General features: G+C 68.5%; 27 protein-coding genes and 1 pseudogene. 13 read left to right on the top strand and 15 right to left on the bottom strand.

Annotation, left to right across the window (positions count from 1 at the left end; genetic code table 11):
* Positions 1-8 precede the first annotated feature (8 nt).
* From ACIRRA_RS27950 to ACIRRA_RS27935, 4 genes are all read left to right on the top strand, one after another.
* Positions 9-1232: a 5-(carboxyamino)imidazole ribonucleotide synthase gene (locus tag ACIRRA_RS27950; protein ID WP_402773920.1), complete on the top strand. Its 1224-nt coding sequence runs from the start codon at positions 9-11 to the stop codon at positions 1230-1232.
* Complete coding sequence (gene purE, locus ACIRRA_RS27945) at positions 1225-1728, top strand: 5-(carboxyamino)imidazole ribonucleotide mutase (protein WP_402773917.1); 504 nt, start codon at positions 1225-1227, stop codon at positions 1726-1728. Before ACIRRA_RS27950 ends, purE begins: the two co-directional genes overlap by 8 nt.
* 91 nt (positions 1729-1819) lie before the next feature.
* Complete coding sequence (locus tag ACIRRA_RS27940) at positions 1820-2530, top strand: TetR family transcriptional regulator (RefSeq protein WP_402773914.1); 711 nt, start codon at positions 1820-1822, stop codon at positions 2528-2530.
* Positions 2531-2700: 170 nt separating this feature from the next.
* Positions 2701-3858: an acyl-CoA dehydrogenase gene (locus ACIRRA_RS27935; protein WP_402773912.1), complete on the top strand. Its 1158-nt coding sequence runs from the start codon at positions 2701-2703 to the stop codon at positions 3856-3858.
* A gap of 96 nt (positions 3859-3954) precedes the next feature.
* On the opposite strand, the gene ACIRRA_RS27930 is transcribed toward ACIRRA_RS27935, so the two are convergent.
* Positions 3955-4491: a hypothetical protein gene (locus tag ACIRRA_RS27930; protein ID WP_402773909.1), complete on the bottom strand. Its 537-nt coding sequence runs from the start codon at positions 4489-4491 to the stop codon at positions 3955-3957.
* Between the two features lie 311 nt (positions 4492-4802).
* On the opposite strand from ACIRRA_RS27930, the gene ACIRRA_RS27925 reads away from it, so the two are divergent.
* Positions 4803-5123: a hypothetical protein gene (locus ACIRRA_RS27925; RefSeq protein WP_354830095.1), complete on the top strand. Its 321-nt coding sequence runs from the start codon at positions 4803-4805 to the stop codon at positions 5121-5123.
* Here ACIRRA_RS27925 and ACIRRA_RS27920 read toward each other — a convergent pair.
* The 3 genes from ACIRRA_RS27920 to ACIRRA_RS27910 form a co-directional block, all read right to left on the bottom strand.
* Positions 5120-5410: a GNAT family N-acetyltransferase gene (locus ACIRRA_RS27920; RefSeq protein WP_402773906.1), complete on the bottom strand. Its 291-nt coding sequence runs from the start codon at positions 5408-5410 to the stop codon at positions 5120-5122. The two genes, ACIRRA_RS27925 and ACIRRA_RS27920, sit on opposite strands and share 4 nt — an antisense overlap.
* A gap of 45 nt (positions 5411-5455) precedes the next feature.
* Positions 5456-6775: an FAD-binding oxidoreductase gene (locus tag ACIRRA_RS27915; RefSeq protein WP_402774132.1), complete on the bottom strand. Its 1320-nt coding sequence runs from the start codon at positions 6773-6775 to the stop codon at positions 5456-5458.
* 107 nt (positions 6776-6882) lie between these two features.
* Positions 6883-8346, bottom strand: a complete 1464-nt coding sequence (locus ACIRRA_RS27910) for an MFS transporter (RefSeq protein WP_402773904.1) — start codon at positions 8344-8346, stop codon at positions 6883-6885.
* A gap of 147 nt (positions 8347-8493) precedes the next feature.
* Between ACIRRA_RS27910 and ACIRRA_RS27905 the strand changes: the two genes are divergently transcribed.
* Together ACIRRA_RS27905 and ACIRRA_RS27900 are read left to right on the top strand one after the other, a co-directional pair.
* Positions 8494-9117 (top strand): TetR family transcriptional regulator, encoded by a 624-nt coding sequence (locus ACIRRA_RS27905; protein WP_402773901.1) that lies wholly within the window; start codon positions 8494-8496, stop codon positions 9115-9117.
* Positions 9118-9147: 30 nt separating this feature from the next.
* A complete protein-coding gene (locus ACIRRA_RS27900) occupies positions 9148-9468 on the top strand; it encodes a co-chaperone GroES (protein ID WP_328601883.1) in 321 nt (106 codons plus the stop codon).
* Between the two features lie 62 nt (positions 9469-9530).
* On the opposite strand, the gene ACIRRA_RS27895 is transcribed toward ACIRRA_RS27900, so the two are convergent.
* From ACIRRA_RS27895 to ACIRRA_RS27875, 5 genes are all read right to left on the bottom strand, one after another.
* The gene (locus tag ACIRRA_RS27895) at positions 9531-10319 is read right to left on the bottom strand and encodes an SDR family oxidoreductase (protein WP_402773898.1); all 789 of its coding nucleotides are present in this window, start codon (positions 10317-10319) and stop codon (positions 9531-9533) included.
* A gap of 72 nt (positions 10320-10391) precedes the next feature.
* On the bottom strand, positions 10392-10967 hold the full coding sequence (locus ACIRRA_RS27890) for a TetR/AcrR family transcriptional regulator (protein ID WP_402773895.1): 576 nt from the start codon (positions 10965-10967) through the stop codon (positions 10392-10394).
* A gap of 60 nt (positions 10968-11027) precedes the next feature.
* Positions 11028-12443: an NAD(P)(+) transhydrogenase (Re/Si-specific) subunit beta gene (locus ACIRRA_RS27885; protein ID WP_402773892.1), complete on the bottom strand. Its 1416-nt coding sequence runs from the start codon at positions 12441-12443 to the stop codon at positions 11028-11030.
* A 3-nt stretch (positions 12444-12446) separates the two neighbouring features.
* Complete coding sequence (locus ACIRRA_RS27880) at positions 12447-12788, bottom strand: NAD(P) transhydrogenase subunit alpha (RefSeq protein ID WP_040855936.1); 342 nt, start codon at positions 12786-12788, stop codon at positions 12447-12449.
* Positions 12788-14002 (bottom strand): Re/Si-specific NAD(P)(+) transhydrogenase subunit alpha, encoded by a 1215-nt coding sequence (locus tag ACIRRA_RS27875; protein WP_402773888.1) that lies wholly within the window; start codon positions 14000-14002, stop codon positions 12788-12790. The genes ACIRRA_RS27880 and ACIRRA_RS27875 overlap by 1 nt, the downstream gene beginning before the upstream one ends.
* A 323-nt stretch (positions 14003-14325) precedes the next feature.
* Between ACIRRA_RS27875 and ACIRRA_RS27870 the strand changes: the two genes are divergently transcribed.
* The 3 genes from ACIRRA_RS27870 to ACIRRA_RS27860 are packed head-to-tail and all read left to right on the top strand — an operon-like array spanning position 14326 to position 16231.
* Positions 14326-14775, top strand: coding sequence for an HIT family protein (locus ACIRRA_RS27870; RefSeq protein WP_402774129.1), 450 nt, complete (start codon positions 14326-14328; stop codon positions 14773-14775).
* Positions 14772-15590, top strand: coding sequence for a maleylpyruvate isomerase family mycothiol-dependent enzyme (locus tag ACIRRA_RS27865; RefSeq protein ID WP_402773885.1), 819 nt, complete (start codon positions 14772-14774; stop codon positions 15588-15590). Before ACIRRA_RS27870 ends, ACIRRA_RS27865 begins: the two co-directional genes overlap by 4 nt.
* A gap of 2 nt (positions 15591-15592) precedes the next feature.
* Positions 15593-16231, top strand: coding sequence for a Type 1 glutamine amidotransferase-like domain-containing protein (locus ACIRRA_RS27860; protein ID WP_402773882.1), 639 nt, complete (start codon positions 15593-15595; stop codon positions 16229-16231).
* A gap of 67 nt (positions 16232-16298) precedes the next feature.
* Here ACIRRA_RS27860 and ACIRRA_RS27855 read toward each other — a convergent pair whose 3' ends face one another.
* Positions 16299-17741, bottom strand: coding sequence for an MFS transporter (locus ACIRRA_RS27855; protein WP_402773879.1), 1443 nt, complete (start codon positions 17739-17741; stop codon positions 16299-16301).
* A gap of 59 nt (positions 17742-17800) precedes the next feature.
* Here ACIRRA_RS27855 and ACIRRA_RS27850 point away from each other — a divergent pair, with 59 nt between their 5' ends.
* Positions 17801-18337, top strand: a complete 537-nt coding sequence (locus tag ACIRRA_RS27850) for a MarR family winged helix-turn-helix transcriptional regulator (protein ID WP_402773876.1) — start codon at positions 17801-17803, stop codon at positions 18335-18337.
* A gap of 28 nt (positions 18338-18365) precedes the next feature.
* On the opposite strand, the gene ACIRRA_RS27845 is transcribed toward ACIRRA_RS27850, so the two are convergent.
* Positions 18366-19766: an MFS transporter gene (locus ACIRRA_RS27845; protein WP_402773873.1), complete on the bottom strand. Its 1401-nt coding sequence runs from the start codon at positions 19764-19766 to the stop codon at positions 18366-18368.
* Positions 19767-19907: 141 nt separating this feature from the next.
* Positions 19908-20764 (bottom strand): annotated as a pseudogene (locus tag ACIRRA_RS27840) (NAD(P)H-binding protein).
* A 74-nt stretch (positions 20765-20838) separates the two neighbouring features.
* Here ACIRRA_RS27840 and ACIRRA_RS27835 point away from each other — a divergent pair.
* Entirely contained in the window at positions 20839-21795 is a 957-nt protein-coding gene (locus ACIRRA_RS27835; protein WP_402773870.1) for a cupin domain-containing protein, read from the top strand.
* Between the two features lie 200 nt (positions 21796-21995).
* Positions 21996-22433 carry an acyl-CoA thioesterase gene (locus tag ACIRRA_RS27830; protein WP_402773867.1) on the top strand — a complete coding sequence of 146 codons (438 nt, stop codon included), beginning with the start codon at positions 21996-21998 and terminating at the stop codon, positions 22431-22433.
* Here the strand turns inward: ACIRRA_RS27830 and ACIRRA_RS27825 are convergent.
* The 3 genes from ACIRRA_RS27825 to pdhA are packed head-to-tail and all read right to left on the bottom strand — an operon-like array spanning position 22430 to position 25941.
* Entirely contained in the window at positions 22430-23836 is a 1407-nt protein-coding gene (locus ACIRRA_RS27825; RefSeq protein WP_402774126.1) for a dihydrolipoamide acetyltransferase family protein, read from the bottom strand. The two genes, ACIRRA_RS27830 and ACIRRA_RS27825, sit on opposite strands and share 4 nt — an antisense overlap.
* 45 nt (positions 23837-23881) lie before the next feature.
* Complete coding sequence (locus tag ACIRRA_RS27820; RefSeq protein WP_402773865.1) at positions 23882-24865, bottom strand: alpha-ketoacid dehydrogenase subunit beta; 984 nt, start codon at positions 24863-24865, stop codon at positions 23882-23884.
* Complete coding sequence (pdhA, locus tag ACIRRA_RS27815) at positions 24862-25941, bottom strand: pyruvate dehydrogenase (acetyl-transferring) E1 component subunit alpha (RefSeq protein ID WP_402773862.1); 1080 nt, start codon at positions 25939-25941, stop codon at positions 24862-24864. The genes ACIRRA_RS27820 and pdhA overlap by 4 nt, the downstream gene beginning before the upstream one ends.
* Positions 25942-25986 lie beyond the last annotated feature (45 nt).

The following is a 25986-nucleotide window of genomic DNA, read 5'->3' as shown; positions in this document are numbered from 1 at the left end:
TGGGTGTCATGACAACATGGTGCAGCGTGAGCGCCCGTTCCTTCGATTCCTCCGCGATGCCCACCGTCACCATGATCGGCGGTGGTCAGCTCGCGCGCATGACCCATCAGGCGGCCATCGCGCTGGGCCAGCGGCTGCGCGTGCTCGTCGAGCGACCCGACGACCCGGCCGCCCAGGTGACGCCGGACGTGGTCCTCGGCAGCCACGACGATCTGGCCGCGCTGCGCAAGGCCGCCGTCGGCTCCTACGCACTGACCTTCGACCACGAGCACGTGCCGACCGCGCACCTGGAGGCGCTCATCGCCGAGGGCGTGAACGTGCAGCCGCCGCCGCAGGCGCTGATCTACGCCCAGGACAAGCTCCGGATGCGGCGCAAGCTGGCCGAGCTGGGCGTGCCGATCCCGGCCTACACCGAGGTGACCTCGGTCGCCGACGCGGTGACCTTCGCCGACGAGCACGGCTGGCCCTTCGTGCTCAAGGCGGTGCGCGGCGGCTACGACGGCCGCGGCGTGTGGATGCCCGCCGATGCCGCCGAGGCCGCCCCGATCATCGAAGACCAGCTGGCCCACGGGGTCTCGCTGATGGCCGAGGCCAAGGTGGACCTGAAGCGGGAGCTGTCGGCCATGGTGGCGCGCTCCCCCTTCGGGCAGGCCGCCGCCTGGCCGGTGGTCGAGACCGTGCAGCGCAACGGCCAGTGCGCGGTGGTCATCGCGCCCGCGCAGGACCTGAACGAGGCCAGGGCCACCGAGGCCGAGGCACTCGCCCTGCGCCTGGCCGCCGAGCTCGGCGTGACCGGCGTCATGGCCGTGGAGCTGTTCGAGACCCGCGCCGGCGAGCTGCTGGTCAACGAGCTGGCCATGCGCCCGCACAACTCCGGCCACTGGGGCATGGACGGCGCCTGCACCGGCCAGTTCGAGCAGCACCTGCGCGCGGTCCTGGACTACCCGCTGGGCAGCACCAAGCCGCTGGCTCCGGTCACCGTCATGGCCAATATCCTGGGCGCGCCGCAGGCCCCCGAGATGTCCATGGACGAACGGCTGCACCATCTTTCGGCCCGCATCCCCGAGGCCAAGGTGCACCTCTACGGCAAGGGCGAACGCCCCGACCGCAAGATCGGCCACATCAATATCCTCGGCGACGACGTGGCCGAGACCAGGGAGAAAGCCGAGCGGGCGGCGCACTGGATGTCGCACGCGATCTGGACCGACGGATGGGATCCGCACCATGACTGACACCGCACAGGTTGGCCTCATCATGGGGTCGGACTCCGACTGGCCCACCATGGAGGCGGCCGCGGAAGCCCTGGCCGAGTTCGGCATTCGCTTCGAGGTCGGCGTGGTCTCCGCGCACCGTACCCCGCAGCGCATGCTCGACTACGCCAAGAGTGCGGCCGACCGCGGCGTCAAGGTGATCATCGCGGGGGCGGGCGGCGCGGCCCACCTGCCCGGCATGGTCGCCTCGGCCACCCCGCTCCCGGTCATCGGCGTGCCTGTGCCGCTGAAGTACCTGGACGGCATGGACTCCCTGCTGTCGATCGTCCAGATGCCCGCCGGAGTCCCGGTCGCCACGGTCTCCATCGGTGGCGCCCGCAATGCCGGCCTGCTCGCGGTCCGCATCCTCGCCACCGCCGACCCCGAATTGCGTTCCCGCATGGAACGTTTCCAGGTGAGCCTGGAAAAGCTGGTCCTGGAGAAGGACGAGGCGCTCCGGACCAAGCTGCTGGGCTGAGCGCCATCGTTCTCCTGAGCTGACGTCACCGTTCCGCGCGCCGTCGGCCGTGGCGTGCGGAGCGGTCCGCCCGGGTCGCTACCGTTGGCGGATGCCTATCGACCAGCCCGCACGGCCGCGCGCCGACGCGGATTCGACCCAGCGCCGTCTCACCGTGGTGGATCAGGCGCTACGGCTGTTCGCCGAAAAGGGTTACGAGGCAACGACGGTCGATGAGATCGCGGAGGCGGCGGGGATTTCGCGACGGACCTTCTTCCGGCAGTTCCGGTCCAAGGAAGATGTGGTCTTCGCCGATCACGAGTCGCAGCTGGCCCAGGCGCGGGCGTTCCTGGAGGCGGCGCAGGGGGATCCGTGGGATGCCGTGTGCGAGGCCGTGGTCGAGGTGTTCGAGCGGTTCACGCAGTGGCGGGATATCGCGGCCCGGCGCTACGGGGTGGTGCGACAGGTGCCGACGCTGCGCGAGCGGGAGATCGTGACGGTCTTCCGGTACGAGCGGTTGTTCACCGACTATCTGCGCCGGCGGTCGCCGGGTAGTGCGGATCTGGCACTGGTGCAGTTCACGGCGGCGGTGACGGCGACGCACAACTATCTGCTGCGGCGCATGGTGCGCGGCGAGTCGGCGGCGAGTCCCGCGGATCTGCGCGCGGCGCTGGCGGCGATTCCGCGCGGGGGCGCCGCGCGGGACGCCGCGACAGGGTCGGATCAGATGGTGGTCGCGGTGTTCCCCCGTGATCTGTCGCCCCGGCAGGTCGCCGACCTGCTGGCCCGCCGCCTGGCTGTGCCTCCGAAAGATGCGCCGTGACATGTCGGCAGTGGCCAAGATGACACTGCGTGCCACAGATTGGTGGGTAAGTACTCGCACGTAACCGCGATATCGCGGCGTATACTCGGCTTCGACTGGCACTGAGTGCCGCATAAGTTGGCGATGCTGGGCAACCAGCGGCGATCCCCCGACGACCAGGAGACAACCCCATGGCGGGCAACCCCGATTTCAACCTGTTCCAGCTCGAGGACTTCCACCACGAGCTGCGCGAGGCCATCCGCGGCCTGTCCGAGAAGGAGATCGCCCCCTACGCGAAGGACGTGGACGGCAACGCCCGCTTCCCCGAGGAGGCGCTGACCGCCCTCAACGCGGCCGGCTTCAATGCCGTGCACGTGCCGGAGACCTACGGTGGCCAGGGCGCGGACTCGGTCGCCACCTGCATCGTGATCGAAGAGGTCGCCCGCGTCTGCGGTTCCTCCTCGCTCATCCCGGCCGTCAACAAGCTGGGCACCATGGGCCTGATCCTCAACGGCTCCGAGGAACTCAAGCACAAGGTGCTGTCCGACATCGTCGCGGGCAAGATGGCCTCCTACGCCCTGTCCGAGCGTGAGGCCGGCTCCGACGCCGCCTCCATGCGCACCCGCGCGCGTCAGGACGGCGACGGCTGGATCATCAACGGCTCCAAGTGCTGGATCACCAACGGCGGCCGGTCCGACTGGTACACCGTCATGGCCGTCACCGACGCCGACAAGGGCGCCAACGGCATCTCCTCGTTCATGGTCCACAAGGACGACGAGGGCTTCGTGGTCGGCCCGCTGGAGCACAAGCTGGGTATCAAGGGTTCCCCGACCGCCGAGCTGTACTTCGAGAACTGCAAGGTCCCCGGCGACCGCATCGTCGGAGAGCCCGGCACCGGTTTCAAGACCGCGCTGCAGACCCTGGACCACACCCGCCCGACCATCGGCGCGCAGGCCGTCGGCATCGCCCAGGGCGCCCTGGACGCCGCGATCGCCTACACCAAGGACCGCAAGCAGTTCGGCAAGGCCATCGCCGACTTCCAGAACACCCAGTTCATGCTGGCCGACATGGCCATGAAGATCGAGGCCGCCCGCCTCATGGTCTACACCTCGGCCGCCCGCGCCGAGCGTGGCGAGAAGAACCTCGGCTTCATCTCCGCGGCCGCCAAGTGCTTCGCCTCGGACGTGGCCATGGAGGTCACCACCAACGCCGTCCAGCTCTTCGGCGGCGCCGGCTACACCACCGACTTCCCGGTGGAGCGCATGATGCGCGACGCCAAGATCACCCAGATCTACGAGGGCACCAACCAGATCCAGCGCGTCGTCATGTCGCGTCAGATCCTGCGCTGATCGTTTCTCGATCTCGACAAACTATTGGAGGCGGCTCCGAGTTTCGACTCGGGCCGCCTCCAACTGTTTTGCTCGGTCCTGCTGGACCGATTGCTCCTACTGTCCTGTGGAGGAGGCGGACAGGCTGCTGAGCAGGTTGGTGAGGAGGGAGCCGAGGGTTTGGCTCGCGCTGCCGGTGCCGAGGGTGGACGGGGAGCAGGTGGTGCCGGAGGGGGCGGTCTGGACGACGGTGACCGAGAGGGGGCCCTCGGCCGCGGCGGCGACGCCGGACTCGGTGACGTAGAGGTTCCAGGAGCCGACCGCGGAGGCGGAGGCGGGGACCGACGAGGACGGGGTCCACTGGAAGGTCACGTCCTGGCCGGAGGTGGAGGTCACCGGCGCCGACCACCAGGTGACGTTGCCGGTGGTGTTGGTGGCTTCCAGGACGAAGTTGTTGGCACCGTACTGCGACGCCATGGCCGCGGCGTCGGCCGCGGGGAAGGTGATCGTGTAGGTGGTGCCGGCGCAGTAGGCCGTCGAGTTGGTGATGGCGAGCTGCGCGGAGGCGGCGGGGGCCATCGCGATGGTGAGCCCGGCTACGGCCGCCGCTCCGACGATTCCGGCGCTAGAGCGAGCAAGGACCGACTTCTTCATAAGGTCTATATCTCCCCGGTTGTTGAAAACCCCTGGGTCAAGGGGCTTTTGGACCCTAACGGGCCCGCTTGCCCGAAAGCTATGAAATGCTGGCTTTTCACAGCCGACTGCCAGCTCCACACCGGTTCCCGCCGGGATGTCGCCACGACCCCACGCCGAAATCTGTTTAGTAGCTGGAGAATTGCCCTACGAATCGGTTCGCCGTCGATGTGCGGAGGAACAGTTCGCCGGAGCTTCTTTTCGGGGCTTCCCCGGGTAAAGCGCGGGTTTGAGGGCTGTTCGGGTGGGGATGCCCGGGGCACTATGGAGCCATGGCCGGAGTCGAAATCAACGACACCTTCGTCCGGCGCACACTGGCCGACGGACGGGTGGAAGAGGTCGCGTGGACGGAACTGGCAGAGGTACGGATCATTACGGCGGCCGACGGCCCGTTCGCGGGGGACGTGTTCTTCGTCTTGATCGGGGCCACCGGTAAGGGGTGCGTGGTGCCCTACTCGGCCGCCGACACCGCGTTCCTGGCCAAGCTGCAATCACTACCGGGGTTCGACGACGCGAAGGTGGGGGAGGCGATGGTGGGCAGCGCAGACCGGCACTTCCGGGTCTGGCAGCGCCGGCACCACCGCGCGAATTAGGCCACCAGGTTGGCGTATTCGGGGTGCTCCCCGATGTACTTCTCGACGTACCAGCAGGTGGGGATGATCGAGAAACCATCCGTGCGCGCGTCGTTCAGCGCGAACTCCACCACCTGTGCGGCCACGCCGCGGCCCCGGAACTCGGGAAAGGTGAGGGTGTGCTGGATGTCGCGGACCCTGGTGTCGCCGTCCACCCGCTCCGCGTAGTCGGCGTAGCCCGCGAGAGTACCGTCCAGGTAGATCTCGTAGCGGGTCGCGTCGGCATTGTGTTCCAGCTTGGTGCTCATGACCGGTGTGAACTCCCTCGTGATGTGGATTGTTCCGGCGGCCGGTCAGAGGACCGCGCCCGGATTGAGTATCCCGTGTGGATCCAGTGCGTCCTTGATCAGGCGAGTGAGTGCCATCACGTCGGGGCCGAGCTGATCGGGTAACCAGGCCTTCTTCAGCCGGCCCACGCCGTGTTCGCCGGTGATGGTGCCGCCCAGGCCGATGGCCAGGTCCATGATCTCGCCGAACGCGAAGTGCGCGCGCTCGGACTCCTCCGGGTCGTCGGGGTCGTGGACGATCAGGGGATGGGTGTTGCCGTCGCCCGCGTGCGCGATGACGGAGATGAGCACCCGCCGGTGCGCGGCGATCTCGGCGATGCCGGTGACCAGGTCGCCGAGCCGGGGCAACGGCACGCCCACGTCCTCGAGCAGCAGCGGCCCTTTGCGTTCCACGGCCGGGATGGCGAATCGCCGTGCCGCGCAGAAGGCTTCGCCCTCGTCGGGATCGTCGGTGCGGAAAGCCTCGGTGGCCCCGGCCTTTTCGCAGGCGGCCAGCATGATGTCGGCCTCGTGCCCGGCGTGTTCGCCCGGGGCGTCGGACCGCGCCACCAGCAGCCCCGCCGCGTTCCGGTCGAGTCCCATACGTAGCTCGTCCTCGACGGCATTGATGGCCACCGAATCCATGAATTCCAGCATGGAGGGCCGCAATTGGCCGGTGATGGCCAGAATCGCGTCGGTCGCCGCGGTCAGTGTGGGGAAGGTGGCGACCACGGTGGACTGCGGCGGCTGCGCGGGCAGCAGCCGCAGGGTGAGCTCGGTAATGATCCCCAGCGTCCCCTCGCTGCCCACGAACAGTTTGGTCAGCGACAGTCCCGCGGAGTCCTTGAGCCGCGGCCCGCCCAGCCGCACCGCGGTCCCGTCGGCCAGCACGACCTCCATACCGAGCACGTAATCGGTTGTGACGCCGTATTTCACGCAGCACAGCCCGCCGGCATTGGTGGCCGCGTTCCCGCCTATGGAGCAGATCTCGAAGGAGGACGGATCCGGCGGATACCACAGCCCGTGTTCGGCCGCGGCCCGCTTGACCTCGGCGTTCAGCAGTCCCGGCTGCACCACCGCGGTCCGTGTCACGGTGTCGACGCTGATCTCCCGCATCTTCTCGGTGCTCAGCACCAGTGCCCCCGGTTGCGCGGTGGCCCCGCCGGACAGTCCGGTCCCGGCCCCGCGTGGCACGATCGGCACCCGATGCTCGGCCGCCCACCGCACAGTGGTCGCGACCTGCTCGGTTGTCATCGGCCGCACCAGCGCGAGCGCGGTCGCGGCGTCCGGATCCAGCGCCCGATCCTGCCGATATCCGGCGAGCACATCCGGATCGGTCACCACCATGCCCGTCGGGAGCAGACCGCGCAGTGTGTCGAGATCGATGTCCACACTCAGGAAGCTACGGGCTTCCGGCTGATTTGTCCGGAAGCCCGTGCGACAAGCGTGGACTATCAGCGTGCGGTGGTGGCCTTCGGCAGCGCGAGTGCGGCGGTGAGCACGACGGCCAGCACCACGGCTCCGCCCAGCGCGGCCATCTCCATGGCGGTCACGTAGCCGCCGGTCCCGTGGTGGGCGCCCAGGGCGCTGAAGAAGATCACTCCGAGAACCGTTGCGCCGATGGCGTTTCCGAACTGCTGCGAGGTGGTCAGCACGCCGGCCGCCATCCCGGCCTGCCGCGCCGGAATCCCCGAGGACAGCACCGCCCCGACCACCGAAGGAATGGTCAGCCCATTACCGGTGCCGACGATCATCATGCCCGGGATGAGCGCGAGCACGCTCACGTGCTGGCCCATGGTGGCCAGCACGGTCAGGGTCAGTGCCAGCCCGGTGAGGCTGGTGAGCGTCCCCACCACCATGACCCGATTGCCGATGCGGGCGGCGACCTGCGGCGCGAGGAAGAACGAGCTGCCCGCGAAGCACAGTCCCAGTGGTGCGAAGGCGAGCCCGGCGTTGAGCGGTGAGAGCCCGAGCCCGTTCTGCAGCATGAGCGTCAGGCACAGCATGAATCCGGCGAAGAAGGTCAGGTACCCGCCCGCGATCACCAGTCCGAGGCTGAATCCGCGTTCGCGCACCATGCCGGTGTCGAGGACGGGTTCGCCGCCGCGTGCGGCCAGCCGGTTCTCGTAGCGCAGTGTGAGCAGCAGCATCGGGATCGAGGCGAGCATGCTGACCCAGGTCCACACCGGCCAGCCCTCGGGCCGGCCCAGCGTGATCGGGACCAGCAGCAGCGCCAGCGCGGCCGAGATGCCCAGCGCGCCGATCGGATCCAGTTTCGGCCGGTGGGTCTGCTCGTGCCGGGGCAGCCAGCGCGCGGCCAGGGCGGCGGCGATCAGCCCGATCGGCACATTGATGTAGAAGATGGTGCGCCAGCCCCACCCGAACAGGTCGGCGTCGAGCAGCACCCCGCCCAGCACCTGACCCGACACCGCGCCGATGCCGATGGTGGCGCCGAAAGCGGCCATGGCCCTGGGCCGTTCGTGTGGCGGGAAGAGTGTATTGATGAGCGCGAGCATCTGCGGCACCATGAGCGCCGCGGTGCCGCCCTGCAGAATGCGGAAGGCGACCAGCGCCCAGGCATTGGGCGCGAGCCCGCACAGCAGCGAGGCGAAGGTGAAGGCGAGCATGCCGATCACGAACAGCCGCCGGTGTCCGTGCAGGTCGCCGAGCCGGCCGCCGGTGATCAGGCCCGAGGCGTAGGCGAAGCCGTAGCCGCCGACGATGAGTTCCAGCGCCGATTCACCGGCGTGCAGGTCGTGTTGCAGCGAGGAGGCGGCGACGTTGACGACGAACCAGTCGAACATCGCCATGAACATGGCACTGAGGATGACGGGCAGTGCGCGCCAGCGGGCGGCGAACTCGAGGGGGCCGGGCGCGACGGGAGCCGTTGCGGCGGGCCGGTTTTCGAGGGTGGTCACGTCGTTCTCCCGAGTGTGAAAGGGGGAATGGGGGTGGCGGGCGCGCCGTTGCGCCGGAAACTCGAGTGTTGTAACTAACCGGTTGGTTAGAGATATTCCAACGGGATCCCCGGCTTGTCAACCAGTTGGTTGGTTACCATCGAAGGCATGGCAGGCACCAGGGATCCCGAGGCCACGAAGGCCCGCATCTTCGAGGCCGCGACCGCGGAATTCGCGCAGTACGGGATCGCCGGGGCGCGGGTGGACCGCATCGCACGCAATGCCAAGGCCAACAAGCAGCTCATCTACGCCTACTTCGGCGACAAGGAGAAGCTCTTCCACCAGGTGCTGGAGAAGGCCATGCTGACCGTGGCCGGCTCGGTGACCACCGATATCGAGGACCTCGACACCTGGATCGACCAGCACATCGACTACCACCGCGAGCATCCCGAACTACTGCGGCTGCTGCAGTGGGAGGCCCTGGAACTGGGCCGGGAGCATGCCTCGGCGGGTGAATTGCGCTGCGGCCGTTACCTGGAGAAGCGTGAGAAGGTCGAGGTGGCGCAGGACAAGGGCCTGATGCGCGCGGACATGCCCTCCGGCCAGGTGCTCATGCTGCTCATGTCGATGATCAACTATCCGCTGGCCGTCCCGCAGGTCAACGCCTTCACCGTCGGCGTGGACGCCGATCCGGAGGAGCAGCGCGCCTGGATCAAGGACGCCATCCGCCGCATCGTCGCGCCCGAGACCGTGGCGTCGGCCGCCGGGCCGGACGCGGGCACCGGGGCGTAACCGCTCGTACTCGCGCAGTACACTGCCGCGGTGTCCGATGCCAAGCTAGAGATCCAAATGCTGCACGACCGCGTCATGGTCAAGCTCAACCCCGAGGCGGGCGAGCGGCGCAGCAGCGGCGGCATTCTCATCCCGGCCACCGCGCAGGTGGCCAAGCGCTTGTCGTGGGGCGAGGTCTGTGGTGTGGGTTCCCATGTCCGCGCGGTGAGCGTCGGTGACCAGGTGCTGTTCAGCGCCGACGATCAGTTCGAGGTGGAGATCCAGGCGCAGGCGTATTACGTACTGCGCGAACGTGATCTGCACGCCGTCGCCAACTCCCACCCCGAACACGGCACCGGCCTCTACCTGTAATCGATCGAATATCAACGGCCCGCGTTCCTTTCGAGGACGCGGGCCGTTGTCGTGCCGATGTGTCAGACCGTCTTGACGATGCCGCCGTCGATCACGTAGTCCGCGCCGTTGATGATGCCGGCCTGCTCAGAGGCCAGGAAGGTGACCAGCGCCGCCACCTCCTTCGCTTCGGCGATGCGGCCGGAGGCGATATTGAACTGCGCCGGAATGGCGTTCAGGAACTGCTCGTGGTCCATACCGTTGGCCGCGGCCAGCTTCGCGCCGAGGTGGTCGGGGCCGCGCCAGATGTCGGTGCCGACCGGTCCGGGCGACACCGTGTTGACGCGGACGCCCTGCGGACCGAATTCCTCGCTGAGCCGCTTACCGAGGTTGGTGAGCGCGGCCTTGGCCTCGCTGTAGCCCGCCGGGCCGGCCGCCGGGATCCGGGCGTTGATCGAGGATACGGTCACGATCGCGCCGCGCCGCTCGATGATGCTCGGCAGTGCCGCGCGGGTGGTGGTGACGACGCCGAACAGGTTGAGGTCGAACAGCTTTCGCCATTGCTCGTCCGGGACATCCAGGAAGCTGCCCAGGGTCAGCTGGTCGGCGTCGCCGCCGCCCACATTGTTGACCAGGATATCGATGCCGCCGAACTCGGACAGCGCCGTCTCGACCGCGGCCAGCGCGCCCTCGGTGGTGCTCAGATCGGCGGAAACGGTGGCCGCCGCGACCTTTTCGAGTTCCGGCGTGATATTGCGGGCGACGCCGACCACGCGTACGCCCTCGTCGGCGAGCGTTTCGGCGACGGCGAGCCCGATGCCGCGGCTCGCGCCGGTGACGAGTGCGGTCTTGCCGTTCAGTCCGAGATCCATGATCCGTACCTTTCTTGAACTGTGGGTCAAAAACTGGGGTAGAGAAAAGGGCCGCCGGATGCGGCCCGTGAGTCAGAGGGTGGTCAGTGCGGTGTCGATAATTCGGTACAGCGTCTCCGCGTCCGCGATCTTGGCCATGATGCGAAGGCCGCCAATGGTATTCATCAAGAACTCGCTGTAGGCCAGGGCGTCGAGTTGCGGCCGGACATCGCCGTCGCGCTGCCCCTGGTCGATGCGTTCGATGAACGCCTCGACCAGGTGTGCGTGCGCGGCCGTCACCGCCTTGGTCGCCTCGGCATCATGCCCGCCGAGCTCCATGGCGGTATTCACCACCAGGCACCCCCGGCGGACCGGCTGCGCCAGATCGTTGTCGACGGTCCACCGCATCCAGGCGCGAAGTCGTTCGCGGGTCGTCCCCGGCTGTGACAAGACCTCCCGGGCCAGCTCCGTTCCGGTCCGGTCGTACAGCGCCATGCACAGATCGAACAACTCCCGCTTGCTTCCGAAGGTGTTGTAGAGACTGCCTTTTCCGACGCCGCAGGCTTCCGCGAGCTGGGCGGGGGAGGTGTTCGCATAGCCATGGGTCCAGAACGTCTCCATCGCACGTTCCACCACGGCGTCTTCGTCGAAGCTCCGTGGTCTGCCCATGAATGCAAAAGTACCCCGTTCTAGACCTGGAGGTCAAGAACGGGGTACTGCACGAAACCGCTACAGCGCCTTGAGTTCCTCGGTGACCGCACCGACGGACTTCTTGGCATCGCCGAACAGCATGGAGGTGTGGTCGGCGTAGAACAGCGGGTTGTCGATGCCGGCGAAGCCGGAGTTCATCGAGCGCTTGAGCACGATGACCGACTTGGCCTGGTCGACGTTGAGCACCGGCATGCCGTAGATCGGGGACGAGGCGTCCTCGCGGGCGGCCGGGTTGGTGACGTCGTTGGCCCCGATGACCAGGGCGACATCGGTGCGGGCGAACTCGCCGTTGATGTCGTCCATTTCCTTCATGGCGTCGTAGGACACCTCGGCCTCGGCCAGCAGCACGTTCATGTGGCCGGGCATACGACCGGCGACCGGGTGGATGGCGTACTTGACCTCGACGCCCTTGGCCTCGAGCAGCGCCGCCATCTCCTTGACCGCGTGCTGGGCCTGGGCCACGGCCATACCGTAACCCGGGACCACGATGACCTGGTTGGCATACGCCATCTGGATCGCGGCGTCCGCGGCCGAGGTGGCCTTGGCCTGCTTCTGCTCGCCGCCGCCGCTCGCGCCCGGGGCCGTTCCGCCGCCGCCGAATCCACCGGCGACGATGGCCGGGATGGACCGGTTCATGGCCTTGGCCATCAGGTTGGTCAGGATGGTGCCGGACGCGCCGACGATCATGCCGGCCACGATCATGGCGGTGTTGTCCAGCGCCAGACCCGCTGCCGCCGCGGACAGACCGGTGAGGGCGTTGAGCAGCGAGATGACGACCGGCATGTCGGCGCCACCGATGGGCAGCACCACCATCAGGCCGAGAATGCCCGCCAGCACCAGCAACGCGATCATCCAGTACTGCGGCACCCCGGTGTCGGTCGCGCCGATGCCGATCACCACGGCCGCGGCGATCGAGCCTGCCAGCAGCAGCAGGTTCAGTGGCTGCTGCAGCTTGCCCACGCCGATCGGCTTGCCGGGCAGGATCTCCTGCAACTTGCCGAAGGCGATGACCGAGCCCCAGAACGAGACCGAGCCGATGATCGCCGCGAACAGCGAGGCGATGACGATGTGCACCGAGGGCTGCTCGTGCACCGCGGAAAAGCCCTTGGTGTCGAGGAATTCGGCCCAGGCGATGAGCGCTACCGTGCCACCGCCGACGCCGTTGAACGCGGCGACCAGCTGCGGCATCGCGGTCATCTTGGTGAAGCGGGCGGGCGGAACACCCAGCAGCACGCCGACCACGAGGCCCGCGACGATGATGATCCAGTTGCTGGTGTGCCGGATGGCGATGAGCGTCGCGACGACCGCGATGACCATGCCGGTCGCCGCGATCCAGTTGCCGCGCACCGCGGTCTTGGGACCGGTCAGGCCCATCAGACCGTAGATGAACAGCGCGAACGCGACGACGTAGAGGATATTGACCAGATTGTCCATGGCTCAGCGGCCCGCCTTCACAGATTCATCGCTGCGCTTCGCTTCGCCCGCAGCAGGCTTCTTCGCCTTGAACATGCCCAGCATGCGGTCGGTCACGACGAAACCGCCGATGACGTTCAGGGTTCCGAACACGACGGCGACGAACAGAATGATCTGCATCAGCACCGACGGGTGCTGCACCTTGCCGAACACCACCAGCGCGCCGAGTACCACGATGCCGTGAATGGCGTTGGTGCCGGACATGAGTGGGGTGTGCAGGGTGTTGGGCACCTTGGAGATGACGGCGAAGCCCACGAACCCGGACAGCACCAGGATCGCGATATTCGCCAGCAGTTGGGTGTACATCAGGCTTCCACCTTCTGGGTGTTCTGCTCGCTCCGCTCGTGAGCGCTCTGCTCGCTCCGCTCGTGAGCGCTCTGCTCGCTCCGCTCGTGAGCGCTCTGCTCGCTCCGCTCGCGGGTCACGCAGGAATCCGCCAGCACCTGATCCTCGAAATCGGGCGCCAGGGCACCGTCTTTCAGCATGAGTTCGAGCAGGGCGGCGATGTTCTTGGAGTACAGCTCGCTGGCGTGCTCCGGCATGGTGGCCGGCAGGTTCAACGGCGAGGCGATGGTGACGCCGTGGCGCACAACGGTTTTGCCGGGTTCGGTCAGCTCGCAGTTACCGCCGGTCTCACCGGCCAGGTCCACGATCACGCTGCCGGGCTTCATGCCCTCCGCGGCGGCCGCGGTCACCAGGCGCGGGGCCGGGCGGCCGGGCACCAGCGCGGTGGTGATGACCACGTCGAAGCCCTTGATGGCGTTCTCGAGGGCCTGCTGTTGCTGGGCCTTCTCGTCGTCGGTCAGCTCGCGGGCGTAACCGCCCTCACCGGCGGCGTCGATGCCCAGGTCCAGCCACTGCGCGCCGACCGAGCGCACCTGGTCGGCGACCTCGGGGCGGACGTCGTAACCGGTGGTCCGGCCGCCGAGGCGCTTGGCCGTGGCCAGCGCCTGCAGACCGGCGACACCCACACCGAGCACCAGCACGGTGGCGGGCTTCACGGTGCCCGCGGCGGTGGTCAGCATGGGGAAGAAGCGGGTGGACTCCGACGCGGCGAGCAGCACGGCCTTGTAGCCGGCGACATTCGCCTGCGACGAGAGCGCGTCCATCACCTGGGCGCGGGAGATACGCGGAATGGCTTCCACCGCAAAGGCTTGCACGCCCGCGCTCTTCAGCGCATCGATCTTGTTGTCGGCGTTGCGAGGTGCGAGGAACCCGATCAGCGTCTGCCCCGACGTCAGCTTGGCGATCTCGTTGTCGTTCGGCGCGGCGACCTTCACGACCACGTCGGCGCTGTACGGATCACCCAGCGTCGCACCGGCTTCGATGTACGCCTCGTCGGGAATCAATGCGCCCAGACCGGCACCGGCCTCGACGATCACCTCGACGCCCTGCTTCAGCAGGGCCGGGATGATCTTCGGCACCAATGCGACGCGTCGTTCGTCCGGGTTCGTCTCGCGAACCACTCCGACGCGCGCACCGCGGGGCGCAGCGGTCTGTGCGCTCTGCGTTGTGTCCACTAGTCAAACTTCCTTCTCGTGGTGAGCCCAGGTCACCCTCGTGTCGGGGCCGCGTCACCGGTCCAACGGCGGGCAGAACTTACTCGGTAGTAAGTTCGTGAGAATTCTCGCAACTGTACCTGGTTCGCGGTGAGCGTAGCGGAGATGCCCGTCACATGGTGTGGCGAGAAAACCGGACAACTCCATGCTCGACCGGGGTTCGCTCGGCGACAAGTATGAAGAATTCCATGTGCTACTGACCGGTAGGTACGTTGCTGGTTGTGTCGACATCGGGGGCGTGTAGGGGGTGTCGCACATCACTTGTACGCCGTAATGTCTGCATGGTGAGTGGCTGCATGTTCTGCCGGATCAGCGCGGGCGACGCACCTGCGACCAAGATCTTCGAAGACGACACCCTGGTGGCATTCCTGGACATCCGGCCCATCACCCGGGGGCACACCCTCGTGATTCCCAGGCGCCACGCCGCCGATCTCGACGAACTCGACCCGGCCCTGGGCGCACAGCTTTTCGCCTTCGGCCATCGCCTGGCCAAGTCCATGCGCCGCGCCGGCCTCGCCGCCGACGGCGCCAACCTGCTGATCAATGACGGCAAGGCCGCATTCCAGACCGTTCATCACGTGCACCTGCACGTGATCCCGCGCCACCACGGCGACACTCTGCGCTTCGCCAAGGGTTTCGTGCTGCGCCGCCCGCACGACACCGAGCGGACCGCCGCGGCACTGCGTTCCGGACTGGACCGGCTCGCCGACGAAGAAAGGGAGACCACCGCATGACCGACACGGTGCCCGACCGCGCCGAGATCACGGCCCTCTTGTCCGACCAGTGGGACGCCCTTACCCGGCTGGTGGACGGCCTGGACGAGAATCGCTGGCGCACGGCCTCACCGCTGCCCGGCTGGACCGTGTTCGATGTGCTCGCCCATGTGATCGGCACCGAATCGATCCTGCTGGGCGAGCTGACCCCCGATCTCGCGGTGGCCGGCGAGCACATTCGCAACGACATCGGCGCGCTCAACGAGAAGTGGATCGACTCGCTGCGCCCGCTCACCGGTTCGCAGCTGCTGGAACGGTTCCTGGATGTCACCGGCCGCCGGTCGAAGATGCTGGAGCAGACCACCGCCGATGCCTGGGCCGAACTCGTGCCGACCCCGGTGGGTATGGCCCCCTACGGCCGGTTCATGCGGATCCGCCTGTTCGACTGCTGGATGCACGAGCACGATATCGCCGACGCGCTCGGTGTGGCCGTCGACGAGGGCGGCAGCCGCGGCGCGGCGGCCTTCACCGAACTGCTGACCGCGCTCGGCAAGGCGGCGGTCAAAGGCGCGGGCGCACCGGACGGTTCGCGTATCACCTTCGAGCTCACCGGCCCGGTGCCCCAGACGCTGCACGTGGCCGTCGATGGCGGCCGGGCGAGCCTGGTCGAAACCCTCGACGCCCCGGCGGGTCTCGCGGTGACCATGGACTCCGGCCTGTTCGCTCGCCTGCGCGGCGGCCGCACCACCGCCGCCGCGCACGCGGGGGAGATCACGCTCACCGGCGATACCGACCTCGGCAACCGCCTGGTCCGCAGCCTGGCCTTCACCATCTGACCGTGCGACTGTTCCTGTCCAGCTACCGTTTCGGCGCGCACCAGCGGCGACTGCTCGAGCTGGTCGGCGATCCCGGACCGGTGGCGGTCATCGCCAATGCCTGTGATGCCTGGCCCTCGGCCTGGCAGGGCGCGGTCACCAGCGACCTGGTGCCATTGCGCCGCCTGGGGTTCCGGCCCGATGTCCTGGATCTGCGTCTCTACCTCGGCCGTCCGGCCGAGGTAGAGCAGCGGCTCCGCGAGTACCCGATGGTGTGGGTGCGCGGCGGCAACACCTTCGTACTGCGCGCCCAATTCGCCCGCAGCGGAGCCGATCTCGCCCTGACCACGCTGCTCGCGGAGGATGCGCTGGTCTACGCCGGCTACAGCGCGGGCGCCTGCGTCATGGCCCCCGACCTGCACGGCATCGAAGCCATCGACGACCCCAACGAGGTCCGCACCGCCTGCGGCGTCGAACCGCGCTGGGACGGGCTGGGTCTGGTCGATCGCCGCATCGTCCCGCACCTGGACTCCCCGACCGACCCCGAGGGGTTGTCCCGGAAACTGGTGCGCGAGTACACAGCTGGGGGAATCCCGCACTGGGCGCTGACCGACGACCATGTCGTTGTCGTCGACGGTGCTCGTACCGAGGTGCTGACCTAGCGGTCCCCGCATAGGAGAAGCCCGCGCACGCCGACGGCGTGCGCGGGCTTCTGTGCCCGACAGATGGTCAGTGCCCCTTGTGGCGGATGCCATGGCCGAGGGCGACGGCGGCCGCGCCGAACGCGCCGACAGCGAGGGTCGCGAAGCTGGCGACGTACGCGCCCTCGGTCGGGACCGCGGCGTGCGGGCCGAGGTGCAGGACGTGGGCGGTCAGGATGGAGCCCGTGATCGCACCGGCGATCGAACCGCCGGCGGTGCGCACCAGCGAGTTGATGCCCGAGGCGATACCGCTCTCGCTCATCGGCACGTGCTGCACGGCCAGGGTGCCCAGCGCCGCGTAGCCGATGCCGAAACCGGTGCCCTGCAACACCTGCGCCACGATCATGTCGAACTTGTGATCGTGCGAGATGGCCAGCCACCCCATGGACAGACCGGCGAACACCGCGCCGATGGCCAGGGTGTAGGCGGGGCCGATCTTGGCGGAGATGCGGCCGGTATTGAAGGAGAAGTAGGTCATGAGCGCCGCGCTCGGGATTCCGTAGAGGCCGACCGAGAGCACGGTGCCGGACAGGCCGTAGCCGACCTTGTCCGCCGGGGTCTGAATGAAGTTGGACACCAGCGAGAACGCGCCGAACATGGAGAAGCCGAGCAGGGCCGAGGCCACATTGGCGGACAGCGACTGCGGCCCGACCAGCAGCTGCAGGCGCACCAGCGGCTGTTCGACCTTGAGCTCCACGAACACCCAGATCGCGGCGAGCACGGCGGCTGCCACGAACATCGTGACGACCGAGCTGGAGCCCCAGCCCCAGCGCGGGCCCTCGCTGATGCCCAGCAGCAGGCAGATCAGCAGGGCGGCCAGCAGCGCGGCGCCGATGAAGTCGGGCTTGCCGCCGTGGCGGACGCCATTGTTCTTGGCGCTCACCTGGATCAGCACGGTGGCGATGACGCCCAGGACCGCGGTCAGCCAGAAGACCGGGTGCGGGTTGGTGGTGTGGTCGGCGATGATGCCGGTGGCCAGCAGGCCGATGGTGCCGCCGACGCCCATGGTGCCGGAGACGATTCCGATTGCGCTGATCAGTCTTTCGCGCGGGAAGGTATCGCGGATGATGCCGATGGCGAGCGGGATCATGGCCGAGGAGATGCCCTGCAGCGCGCGGCCGGCGATGTAGACGGGCAGCGTGGTGGCGAAGGCACAGATGACCGAGCCGACGATGAGCACGCCCATGGTGACCATCACCATGGGCTTCTTGCCGTACATATCGCCGAAGCGGGACAGCAACGGGGTGGCGACCGCGCCGGAGAGCAGGGCGGCGGTGAACAGCCAGGTGACACCGGCGACGTCGGTGTGCAGCTGCGTGATGAAACGCGGCAGCAGCGGAATCACGACGGTCTGCTGCAACGACACGACCAGGCCGGCCGCGCACAGTGCGAGCAATGTCAGGCCGAGGTGGGCCTTCGAGTGGTCTGCGGGTTTGGTCCCGTCGACCTGACCGACAGCGGTCGTAGTCATGCGGCGATCCTTTGGTTTACTTACCAAAATTAAGTAAATGAGTTTCGTAAGATAACCACATGCCGCGACCGGAAGCCACTCCCGCCAAAGAAGTTGATGCAGCTCACATAGTGGAACTGGAGCGTGCGCTGGCCCGAGTCGCCTACCTGCTGACCCGGGTCCGCCGCCACGATCAAGCCATGGTGCAGTGCGGGATCACCATGGATCGAGCCAGTGTCCCCCTGCTGCGCCTGCTCGCCGACGCCGACGAACCCATGCGCCTGGGCGAGCTCGCCACCCGCCTCGATGTGGAGGCCCCGCACGTGAGCCGCCAGATCCAGCGCCTGGAGAAGGCGGGCTACGTCGAGCGCGTCCCCGACCCGGACGACCGTCGCGCGCAACGGGTCCGCCCCACCGCCTCCGGCCGGCGCGCCGTCGAAGCCGTGCGCCAGGTCCTGCGCGGCTGGATGGCCGAGGCCCTCACCGACTGGACCACCGAGGACCTCCAGGCCCTCGCGGTCCTCAACCACCGCATGGTCGACGCCTTCCTCGACCACGCCGAATTCATCGGCGACCTCGGCGCGACCGCACGCGACCGGCCCAGCCGCACCGCCTGACCCCACGGGCCGTCGCCGGGTCCGGCGGCTATCGGTCCGCAGGCGCTCGCGCGGGTGCGGCGACGGCGCGAGCGCCCCAGGCGCACAACAGCATTGCCAGCAGCGGCACCGCCATCGCGGCGGTCAGCGGCATGGCCTTGTCGAGCCAGCCGATGATCGCCGGCCCGGCCAGCAAGCCCACATACCCGAGCCCGAACACTCGCGACATATCGGTGGCGGCGGTGCTCGAGCCCAGGTTTCCGGCGGCGGTGAACACCTGCGGCACGCCGCCGGACAGCCCGATGCCGCACAGCGTCCACCCCAGCAGCGTGAGCGGAAGCCACCCGGAGGCCACCACCAACCCGAAACCGATGGCCGCCAGCAGCGTTCCCCGGCGCACGATGGCCACTCGCCCGAACCGCCCGCTCACCCGGTCCGTGCCGAACCGGCCGAGCGTCATGGCCAGTGAGAACCCGGTGAACGCCAGCGCCGCCGTACCTGCCTCCACCCCGAGCCGTCCCTGCACCTGCAGCGCACTCCAATCCGCGGCCACGCCCTCGGCCATCAGCAATGCGAACGCGATCAACCCCAGCGCCAGCACTTTTCGCCCGATCCGCGCGCCCGACGGTGACCCCGGCTTCGGATGCCCTCCTTCCCGCCCACCCGGGGTAGCGGCGGCGGTGTCGGTGAGTCCGCCGGACACGGTCGGTTCCGTGCCGGGCGTCACGGCGTCATCGACGGCGCCGCGAATAGCGTGCAGGCCATCCGCGCGCGGGTCGACCGGGGTGCTCGGGAAGTGATGCGCCACCGGCGGGTCGGCTCGGCGGCGGTTGCCTTCGGCCGATGACGCGTTCGGGGCCGGGTGGGTCGCCGGAACGGTGTGCGGGAGCAGGCGGGGAATCGCGATGGCCACGGTGGCGAGGCCGAAGGCACTCGACAGGGCGAAGGTCGCGTGCAGGGGCCAGTGGGCGTGCTGGGTCGCCGCGCCGAAGGCGGAGCCGAGGAAGCCGCCGCAGGAGAAGAAGGCGTGGAAGGCCGACATGATGGGGCGGGCGTAGGCGCGCTCGATGTGGACGGCCTGGGCGTTCATGGAGACGTCGATCGCGCCGTTGGCGACGCCGAAGGCGGCCAGGGCCAGTCCGAGGGTGAACGGGGAGGTTGCGTACGCGGGGCCGAGCAGGGCCAGGGACAGCAGGATGGCGGCGGTGGCGGTGAGGGTGCGGCTGCCGAGCCGGTCCGCCAGCGGGCCGGCGGCCTGCATGCCGAGGATGGCGCAGGCCGCCATGAGCAGGATCAGCATGCCCAGGGTGGTGGGTGACACGCCGGTGCCGCCGGTGACGGCGGGGATGTGCACGATCCAGACGGCCGAGAGCATCCCATTGAGGCCGAACACCGCGAACAGCGCCAGGCGCGCCTTCCGGATCCGGGGAGCGGGCGTCGTAGCGGCCATCGGTACGACGCTACCGGGTATGTCCCGGCATCTCCCCGGTTTCCGCAACCCCTCGCGGCGTCGTCGGCGCTCGGGGCTGCGATCCGAATCGTCTGCAGTACAACCTGTTTGATATCCAGTGTAGGCGGGGGCACCGACAGGTTATGCGCTCGCCGGGACCGCCCAGGCGCCCGAGCTCGCCGCGTCGCGCACATACTCGGCGAAGTCGCGCGGCTCCCGGCCCAGCGCCCGCCGCACCCCGTCGGACAGGTGCGAATTCCGCCCGTCGAGCACCGTGCCGAACAGGTAGTCCAGCAGGCTGATCTCGTCGCCGGGCACCCCGTAGGAGGTCAGCGCGGCCACGAAATCGGTTCGGGTGAGCGGAACGTAGGCGATCTCCCGCCCGGTCGCCGTGCCGATCTCCGCCACCGCCTCGGCGAAGGTGAGCGCCCGCGGGCCGGTCAGCTCGTACACCTGCCCGGCGTGCCGGTCGTCGAGCAGCGCCGCCACGCCACCTCGGCGATATCGTCCGCGTGTACGAACGGCTCCGGCACGTCCCCGGCGGGCAGCGCGACCTCACCGGCCAGGATGAAATCGGCGAACGCGCCCTCGCTGAAGTTCTGCGCGAACCAGGCGCACCGCACGACGGTCCACTTCAGGCCCGAATCCCGCACGATGGTTTCGCATTCCAGCGCCTCGGGCTCGCCGCGACCGGACAGCAGCACCAGCGTGCGCACGCCGGCGGCGACAGCCTGATCGCAGAATGCCTTGATATCCGCCGGCGCGCCCGGAACCGCCAGATCCGGGTGGTAGGCCAGGTACACGGCATCCACTCCGGCCAGGGCCGCCGCCCAGGTGCCGCAGTCGGTCCAGTCGAACGGGATTGCGGCCGTGCGCGAACCGGCCCGTACCGGTACGCCGCGCGCGCCCAGCAGGGCGGCCACCCGATGGCCGGTCTTTCCGGTCGCGCCGAGCACGAGAACGGTGTTTGCGCTGTTCGAGGTGTTTTCGATGATCATGTATCGAGTACACCGGGATTCGGCGAGCGCGAACATGGTTGAGAAGCGCACGGGCATTTGCCATCGTCTTCGGTATGGATGCGTTGGCCAGCCTGCTCGAAGGACCACGCGCGCGAGCCGCATTCGTGATGCGCTCGTCGGTCGATCCGCCCTGGTCCCTGCGCATCCGCGACGAGGCCCCGCTGACCGTGGTGGCGGTGGTCCGAGGCGGCGGCTGGGTGACACCGGAGCCCAAGGGCGGCAAGCCGACTCCGCCGCGACAGCTGCGCACCGGCGATATCGCCATCTTCCGGGGCCCCGACCACTATGTCGTCGCCGACGATCCGGCCACGCCGCCGCAGGTGCTCATCGAACCCGGCAATATCACCACCACCGTGGACGGCGAAGTGCTGTGCGAGGCACTGAGTCTGGGGGTGCGGAGCTGGGGCACCCGTGCCGACGCGGAGACCGTGCTGGTCACCGGCACCTACGAGCACGAGTCGGCGGCCAGCCGCCGACTGTTGCGGGCGCTGCCGCCCGTCGCGGTGCTCGGCCGCGGCGAAATCGATGCCCGGGTGCTGGATCTGCTGGTCGACGAGGCCGCCAAGGACCTGCCCGCCCAGAGCGCCATGCTGGATCGACTATTGGATCTGCTGCTCATCGCCGCCCTGCGCGCCTGGTTCTCCCGTTCCGACGCGCCCGCCTGGTATCACGCCTACGGCGATCCGCTGGTCGGCCGGGCACTGCGCCTGATGCAGCACAATCCGGCCCACCCGTGGACGGTGGCGTCGCTGGCCGCCGAGGTCGGCGTCTCCCGGGCCGCCCTGGCCCGCCGGTTCACCGAGCTGGTCGGCGAGCCGCCGATGGCCTTCCTCACCGACTGGCGGCTGGCCCTGGCCGCCGACCTGCTGCACGAATCCGACGCCACCCTGGAATCCATTGCCCGCCGGGTCGGCTACGGCAGCGCCTTCGCCCTGTCCACCGCCTTCAAACGTCACTACGGCATCAGCCCCCGGGACCACCGAGCCGCCCCTGACGAACGCTCCGCCTGACCGCCGAACGACACTCGCGGACGACGCGGCTAAGGTTCATTCTCGGCATGCCCTCGCTCCAAGGTTCGCGGCCGTCTCGATTCTGGACTGCGGCTTGATAGACCTCCGCCTTGGAGCGGGGGAGCGAAGCGGAGGAGCGGAGGGAGGGAAGAATCGAGACTTCAGGGCCGCGAACCCGCCCGGAGCGAAGCGGAGGGCAAATGAAACACAGCTACCCGGTGCTCTGGCCGGTGCCTACGCGCTGGGCCGACAACGACCACTACGGTCACGTGAACAACGTGACGTACTACTCGTACTTCGATACCGCAGTGAATGCCTGGCTGATCAGCGCCACCGGCACCGATATCCGCGACCTGCACGCCATCGGCGTGGTGGCGCAGACCTCCTGCACGTTCCTCGGCTCGATCAGCTTCCCGGACATGCTGCAGGTGGGCATCCGGGTCGCGCGGCTGGGCAACTCCAGCATCAACTACGAGCTGGCCGTCTTCCGCGACGCCGGCGACAGTCTGGAGCTGGCCGCCACCGGCACTTTCACCCACGTCTACGTCGATGAGCAGACCCGCAAGCCGGTGCCGATCCCGGCGGTCATCCGCGCGGCGGTCGAGCCGTTGGTGGTCACCGCGCCCGCAGAGGGCTAGACCCGGCCGAGCAGGGTCAGAGGATCCTCCAGCAGGGCCGCGATGCTGGCCAGGAAGCGCGAGCCCTGTTCGCCGTCGATCATGCGGTGATCGAAGCTGAGCCCCAGGCTGGTCACCCAGCGCACGGCCAGTTCGTCGCGATGCACCCACGGTCGCTTGCGGATGGAACCCAGGCACAGGATGGCCGCCTCGCCCGGATTCACCAGCGGCACACCGGTATCCACGCCGAAGACGCCGACGTTGGTGATGGTGAAGGTGCCGCCGGTCAGGTCGGCGGGTGTGGCGGTACCGCCCCGCGCCTTGCCGGCCATCCCGGCGATCTCCAGGCACAGATCACGCAGTGTGAACCCCTGCGCGTCCTTGAGATTCGGCACCAGCAGCCCGCGTTCGGTCGCGACCGCGATGCCCAGATTCACGTAGTGCTTGGTGACGATCTCCTGATTGGGTTCGTCCCAGGCCGCATTGATCTCGGGGAACTCGAGGAGCGCCGCCAGCGTGGCCCGCGCGACCAGCGCCAGCGGAGTCAGGGTCAGGCCGGTGAAGCCGGGTGTGGCCCGCAGATGCTCGAGCAGTTCCATGGACGCGGTGAAATCCGTGGTCACGAAGGTGCTGGCCTGGGGAATGTGCTGGGCACTGGCCACCATGGCGGCGGCGGTGCGCTTGCGGATTCCACTGATGGGCGTGCGGGTTTCGCGTTCGGCCGGGGCAGCGCGTCCGCCGGCCGCCGGGTGTATGGGGAGGACCTCCGGTGCGGGATGCGGTGTCGGAAGGGCACCGAGGGTGGCGGGCGGCGGTGGGGTGTGGATCGGAATGTGGCCCATCCCAAGGGTTTCGGGCCGTATCCCGTACAGGTCCTGCACGGTGACCGCGCCCTGCGGCCCGGTCCCGATCACCGCGCCCAGATCGATCCCGATCTCGCGGGCCAGTTTCCGGGCGGCGGGGGTGGCGGCGGGCCGTCCGGCCGGGGCCGAGCTGCCCAGCCCCTCGGGACCGTCCGAGCCCATGGGGCGCGGGCTCGAAACAGTCGGTGTGTCGGTCGTTTTCGCGGCGGCCCGGGCGGCACGGCGGGACACCGGCTCGCTGTCGGGGCCGTAGCCGACCAGCACCGACCGCCGCTCGGCCGGCGGCTGCGCGCCGGTCTCGCCGCTCGTCTCCGCACCGGCGCTCGGCGCTGCCACGCCGATCCGGATGAGCGGCGCGCCGACCGGCACCGTGTCGCCCGGTTCCGCCAGCAGTTCCAGTACCCGGCCCGCGTACGGGCTCGGCAGCGCCACCTGCGCCTTGGCGGTCTCGACCTCGGCGATGATCTGGTTCAGGGCCACGGTGTCGCCGACCGCGACGGACCACGACACCAATTCCGCGTCGGCCAATCCCTCTCCGAGATCGGGCAGACGGAATTCCATGACCTGCTGCTGATCTTCCACCGGGCTTCCTCCGTGGCTTGACCGTTAGGCGGCGAGTGAGCGATCGACCGCGGCGAGAATACGATCGGGGTCGGGCAGGTGGTGCCGCTCGAGTTTAGCCGGGGGATAGGGGATGTCGAAGCCACCGACGCGTAATATCGGTGATTCCAGATGGTAGAAGCAGCGTTCCGTGATGCGTGCCGCGATTTCGGCTCCCAGCCCGGCGAATACGGGCGCCTCGTGTACCACGATGAGACGTCCGGTTTTCCGCACCGAGGTTTCGATGGTGTCGAAATCGATCGGGGACAGGCTGCGCAGATCGATCACCTCTATCGAATGTCCCTCCGACGCCGCGATATCGGCGGCGGTGAGTGCGGTGGCGACGGTGCCGCCGTAGGCCACGATGGTGGCGTCCTCCCCGCTGGCGCAGACCTGGGCCTGGTCCAGCGCCGATCCGCCATCCTCGTCGAGCCGGTCGAAATCCACTTCGGCCTTGTCCCAGTACCGGCGTTTGGGTTCGAAGAAGATCACCGGATCGTCGAGGGCAATGGCCTGGCGGATCATCAGATACGCGTCGGCCGGATTGCTCGGCGACACCACCCGCAATCCCGCGGTGTGCGCGAAATATGCCTCCGGTGATTCCGAATGATGCTCGACCGAGCCGATGCCGCCGCCGAATGGAATGCGAATGGTAATGGGTGCGATCACCTTTCCGCGCGTGCGGGAGTGGATTTTCGCGACCTGCGAGACGATCTGGTCGAAGGCCGGATACACGAATCCGTCGAACTGGATTTCACAGACCGGCCGAAATCCACGCAATGCCATTCCGAAAGCCGTTCCCACGATCCCGGATTCGGCGAGCGGCGTGTCGATGACGCGGTTGTTGCCGAAATCCTTCTGCAGCGTGTCGGTGACCCGGAAGACCCCGCCCAGCCGCCCGATGTCCTCGCCCATCAGCAGGACCTTCGGGTCGTCCTCCAGCGCGCGGCGCAGTCCGTAGTTGACGGCTCCCGCGAAGGTGGTCTTCATCGACCCACTCCCTCCAGGTAGGCGGCGTACTCGCGGCGTTCCTCCTCGATCAGCCGATGCGGTGTGGCGTACACGTGGTCGAACAGCTCCGCGGGTTCCGGATCGGGCATGGTGAGGGTGGCGGTGCGCAGCCGAGTCGCCACCTCGTCGGCGCGGTCGGCGACCGAGGTCTCGAAGGCGGTGTCCCACAGCTCTTCTCGTTCGAGCAATCGCCGCAGGCGGTCGATGGGATCACGCTGCTGCCAGATCTCGAGTTCGGCGGCGGTGCGGTAGCGGGTGGGGTCGTCGGCGGTGGTGTGCGGGCCCATCCGGTAGGTGATGGCCTCGATGAAGCTCGGCCCGCCGCCGGCCCGTGCGTGCAGCAGCGCCTGCCGGGTCACCGCCAGCACGGCGAGGGCGTCGTTGCCGTCCACCTGCACGCCGGGAAGGCCGTAGCCGAGGGCGCGCCGCGCGATCGGCGTGGCGCTCTGCACCCGGACCGGCGCGCTGATCGCCCAGTGATTGTTCTGGCAGAAGAACACCACCGGTGCACTCCAGCCGGCCGCGAATCCGAGCGCCTCGGCGATATCGCCCTGGCTGCTCGCGCCGTCGCCGAAGTAGGCGATGGTGGCGATCTCGGCGCCTTCGAGGTGTGCGGCGTAGGCGTAGCCGGTGGCGTGTAAACCCTGCGCCCCCACCACGATCGCGGGATTGGTCATCTTCACCGCGTCGGCGTCCCAGCAGGAGTGGGCGACGCCGCGCCACAGCCGGGTGAGGTCCTCGGGCGGGACGCCGCGGCAGTAGGCGACGCCGGCCTCCCGATAGCTGCAGAACACATAGTCGTCGGGGGCGAGGGCGTGGGCCGAACCGATCTGCGCGGCCTCCTGGCCCAGCAGCGGCGGCCACAGTCCGAGCTGGCCCTGCCGTTGCAGGGCGGTGGCCTCGGTGTCGATGCGCCGGGCCACCACCATGTCGGTGTACATGGCTCGGAGCCGCGTGCCGTCGACATCGGCGACGAGCGGGGCGTGTACGCGATCCAGTACGCGATGACCGTCGGGCTGTACGAGCTGCACCGGGTAGGTGTTCTTCTCGGGCATGGATAACGCCTCCTGACACCGGGTTACACCGTCGTCGCCCGGGGA

Origin of the sequence: Nocardia sp. NPDC101769 (genome assembly GCF_044766925.1) — a bacterium.
Taxonomy (GTDB): Bacteria; Actinomycetota; Actinomycetes; order Mycobacteriales; family Mycobacteriaceae; genus Nocardia.
The sequence above is the reverse complement of the archived record's forward strand: the minus strand, read 5'-3'. Positions and strand labels throughout refer to the sequence as shown.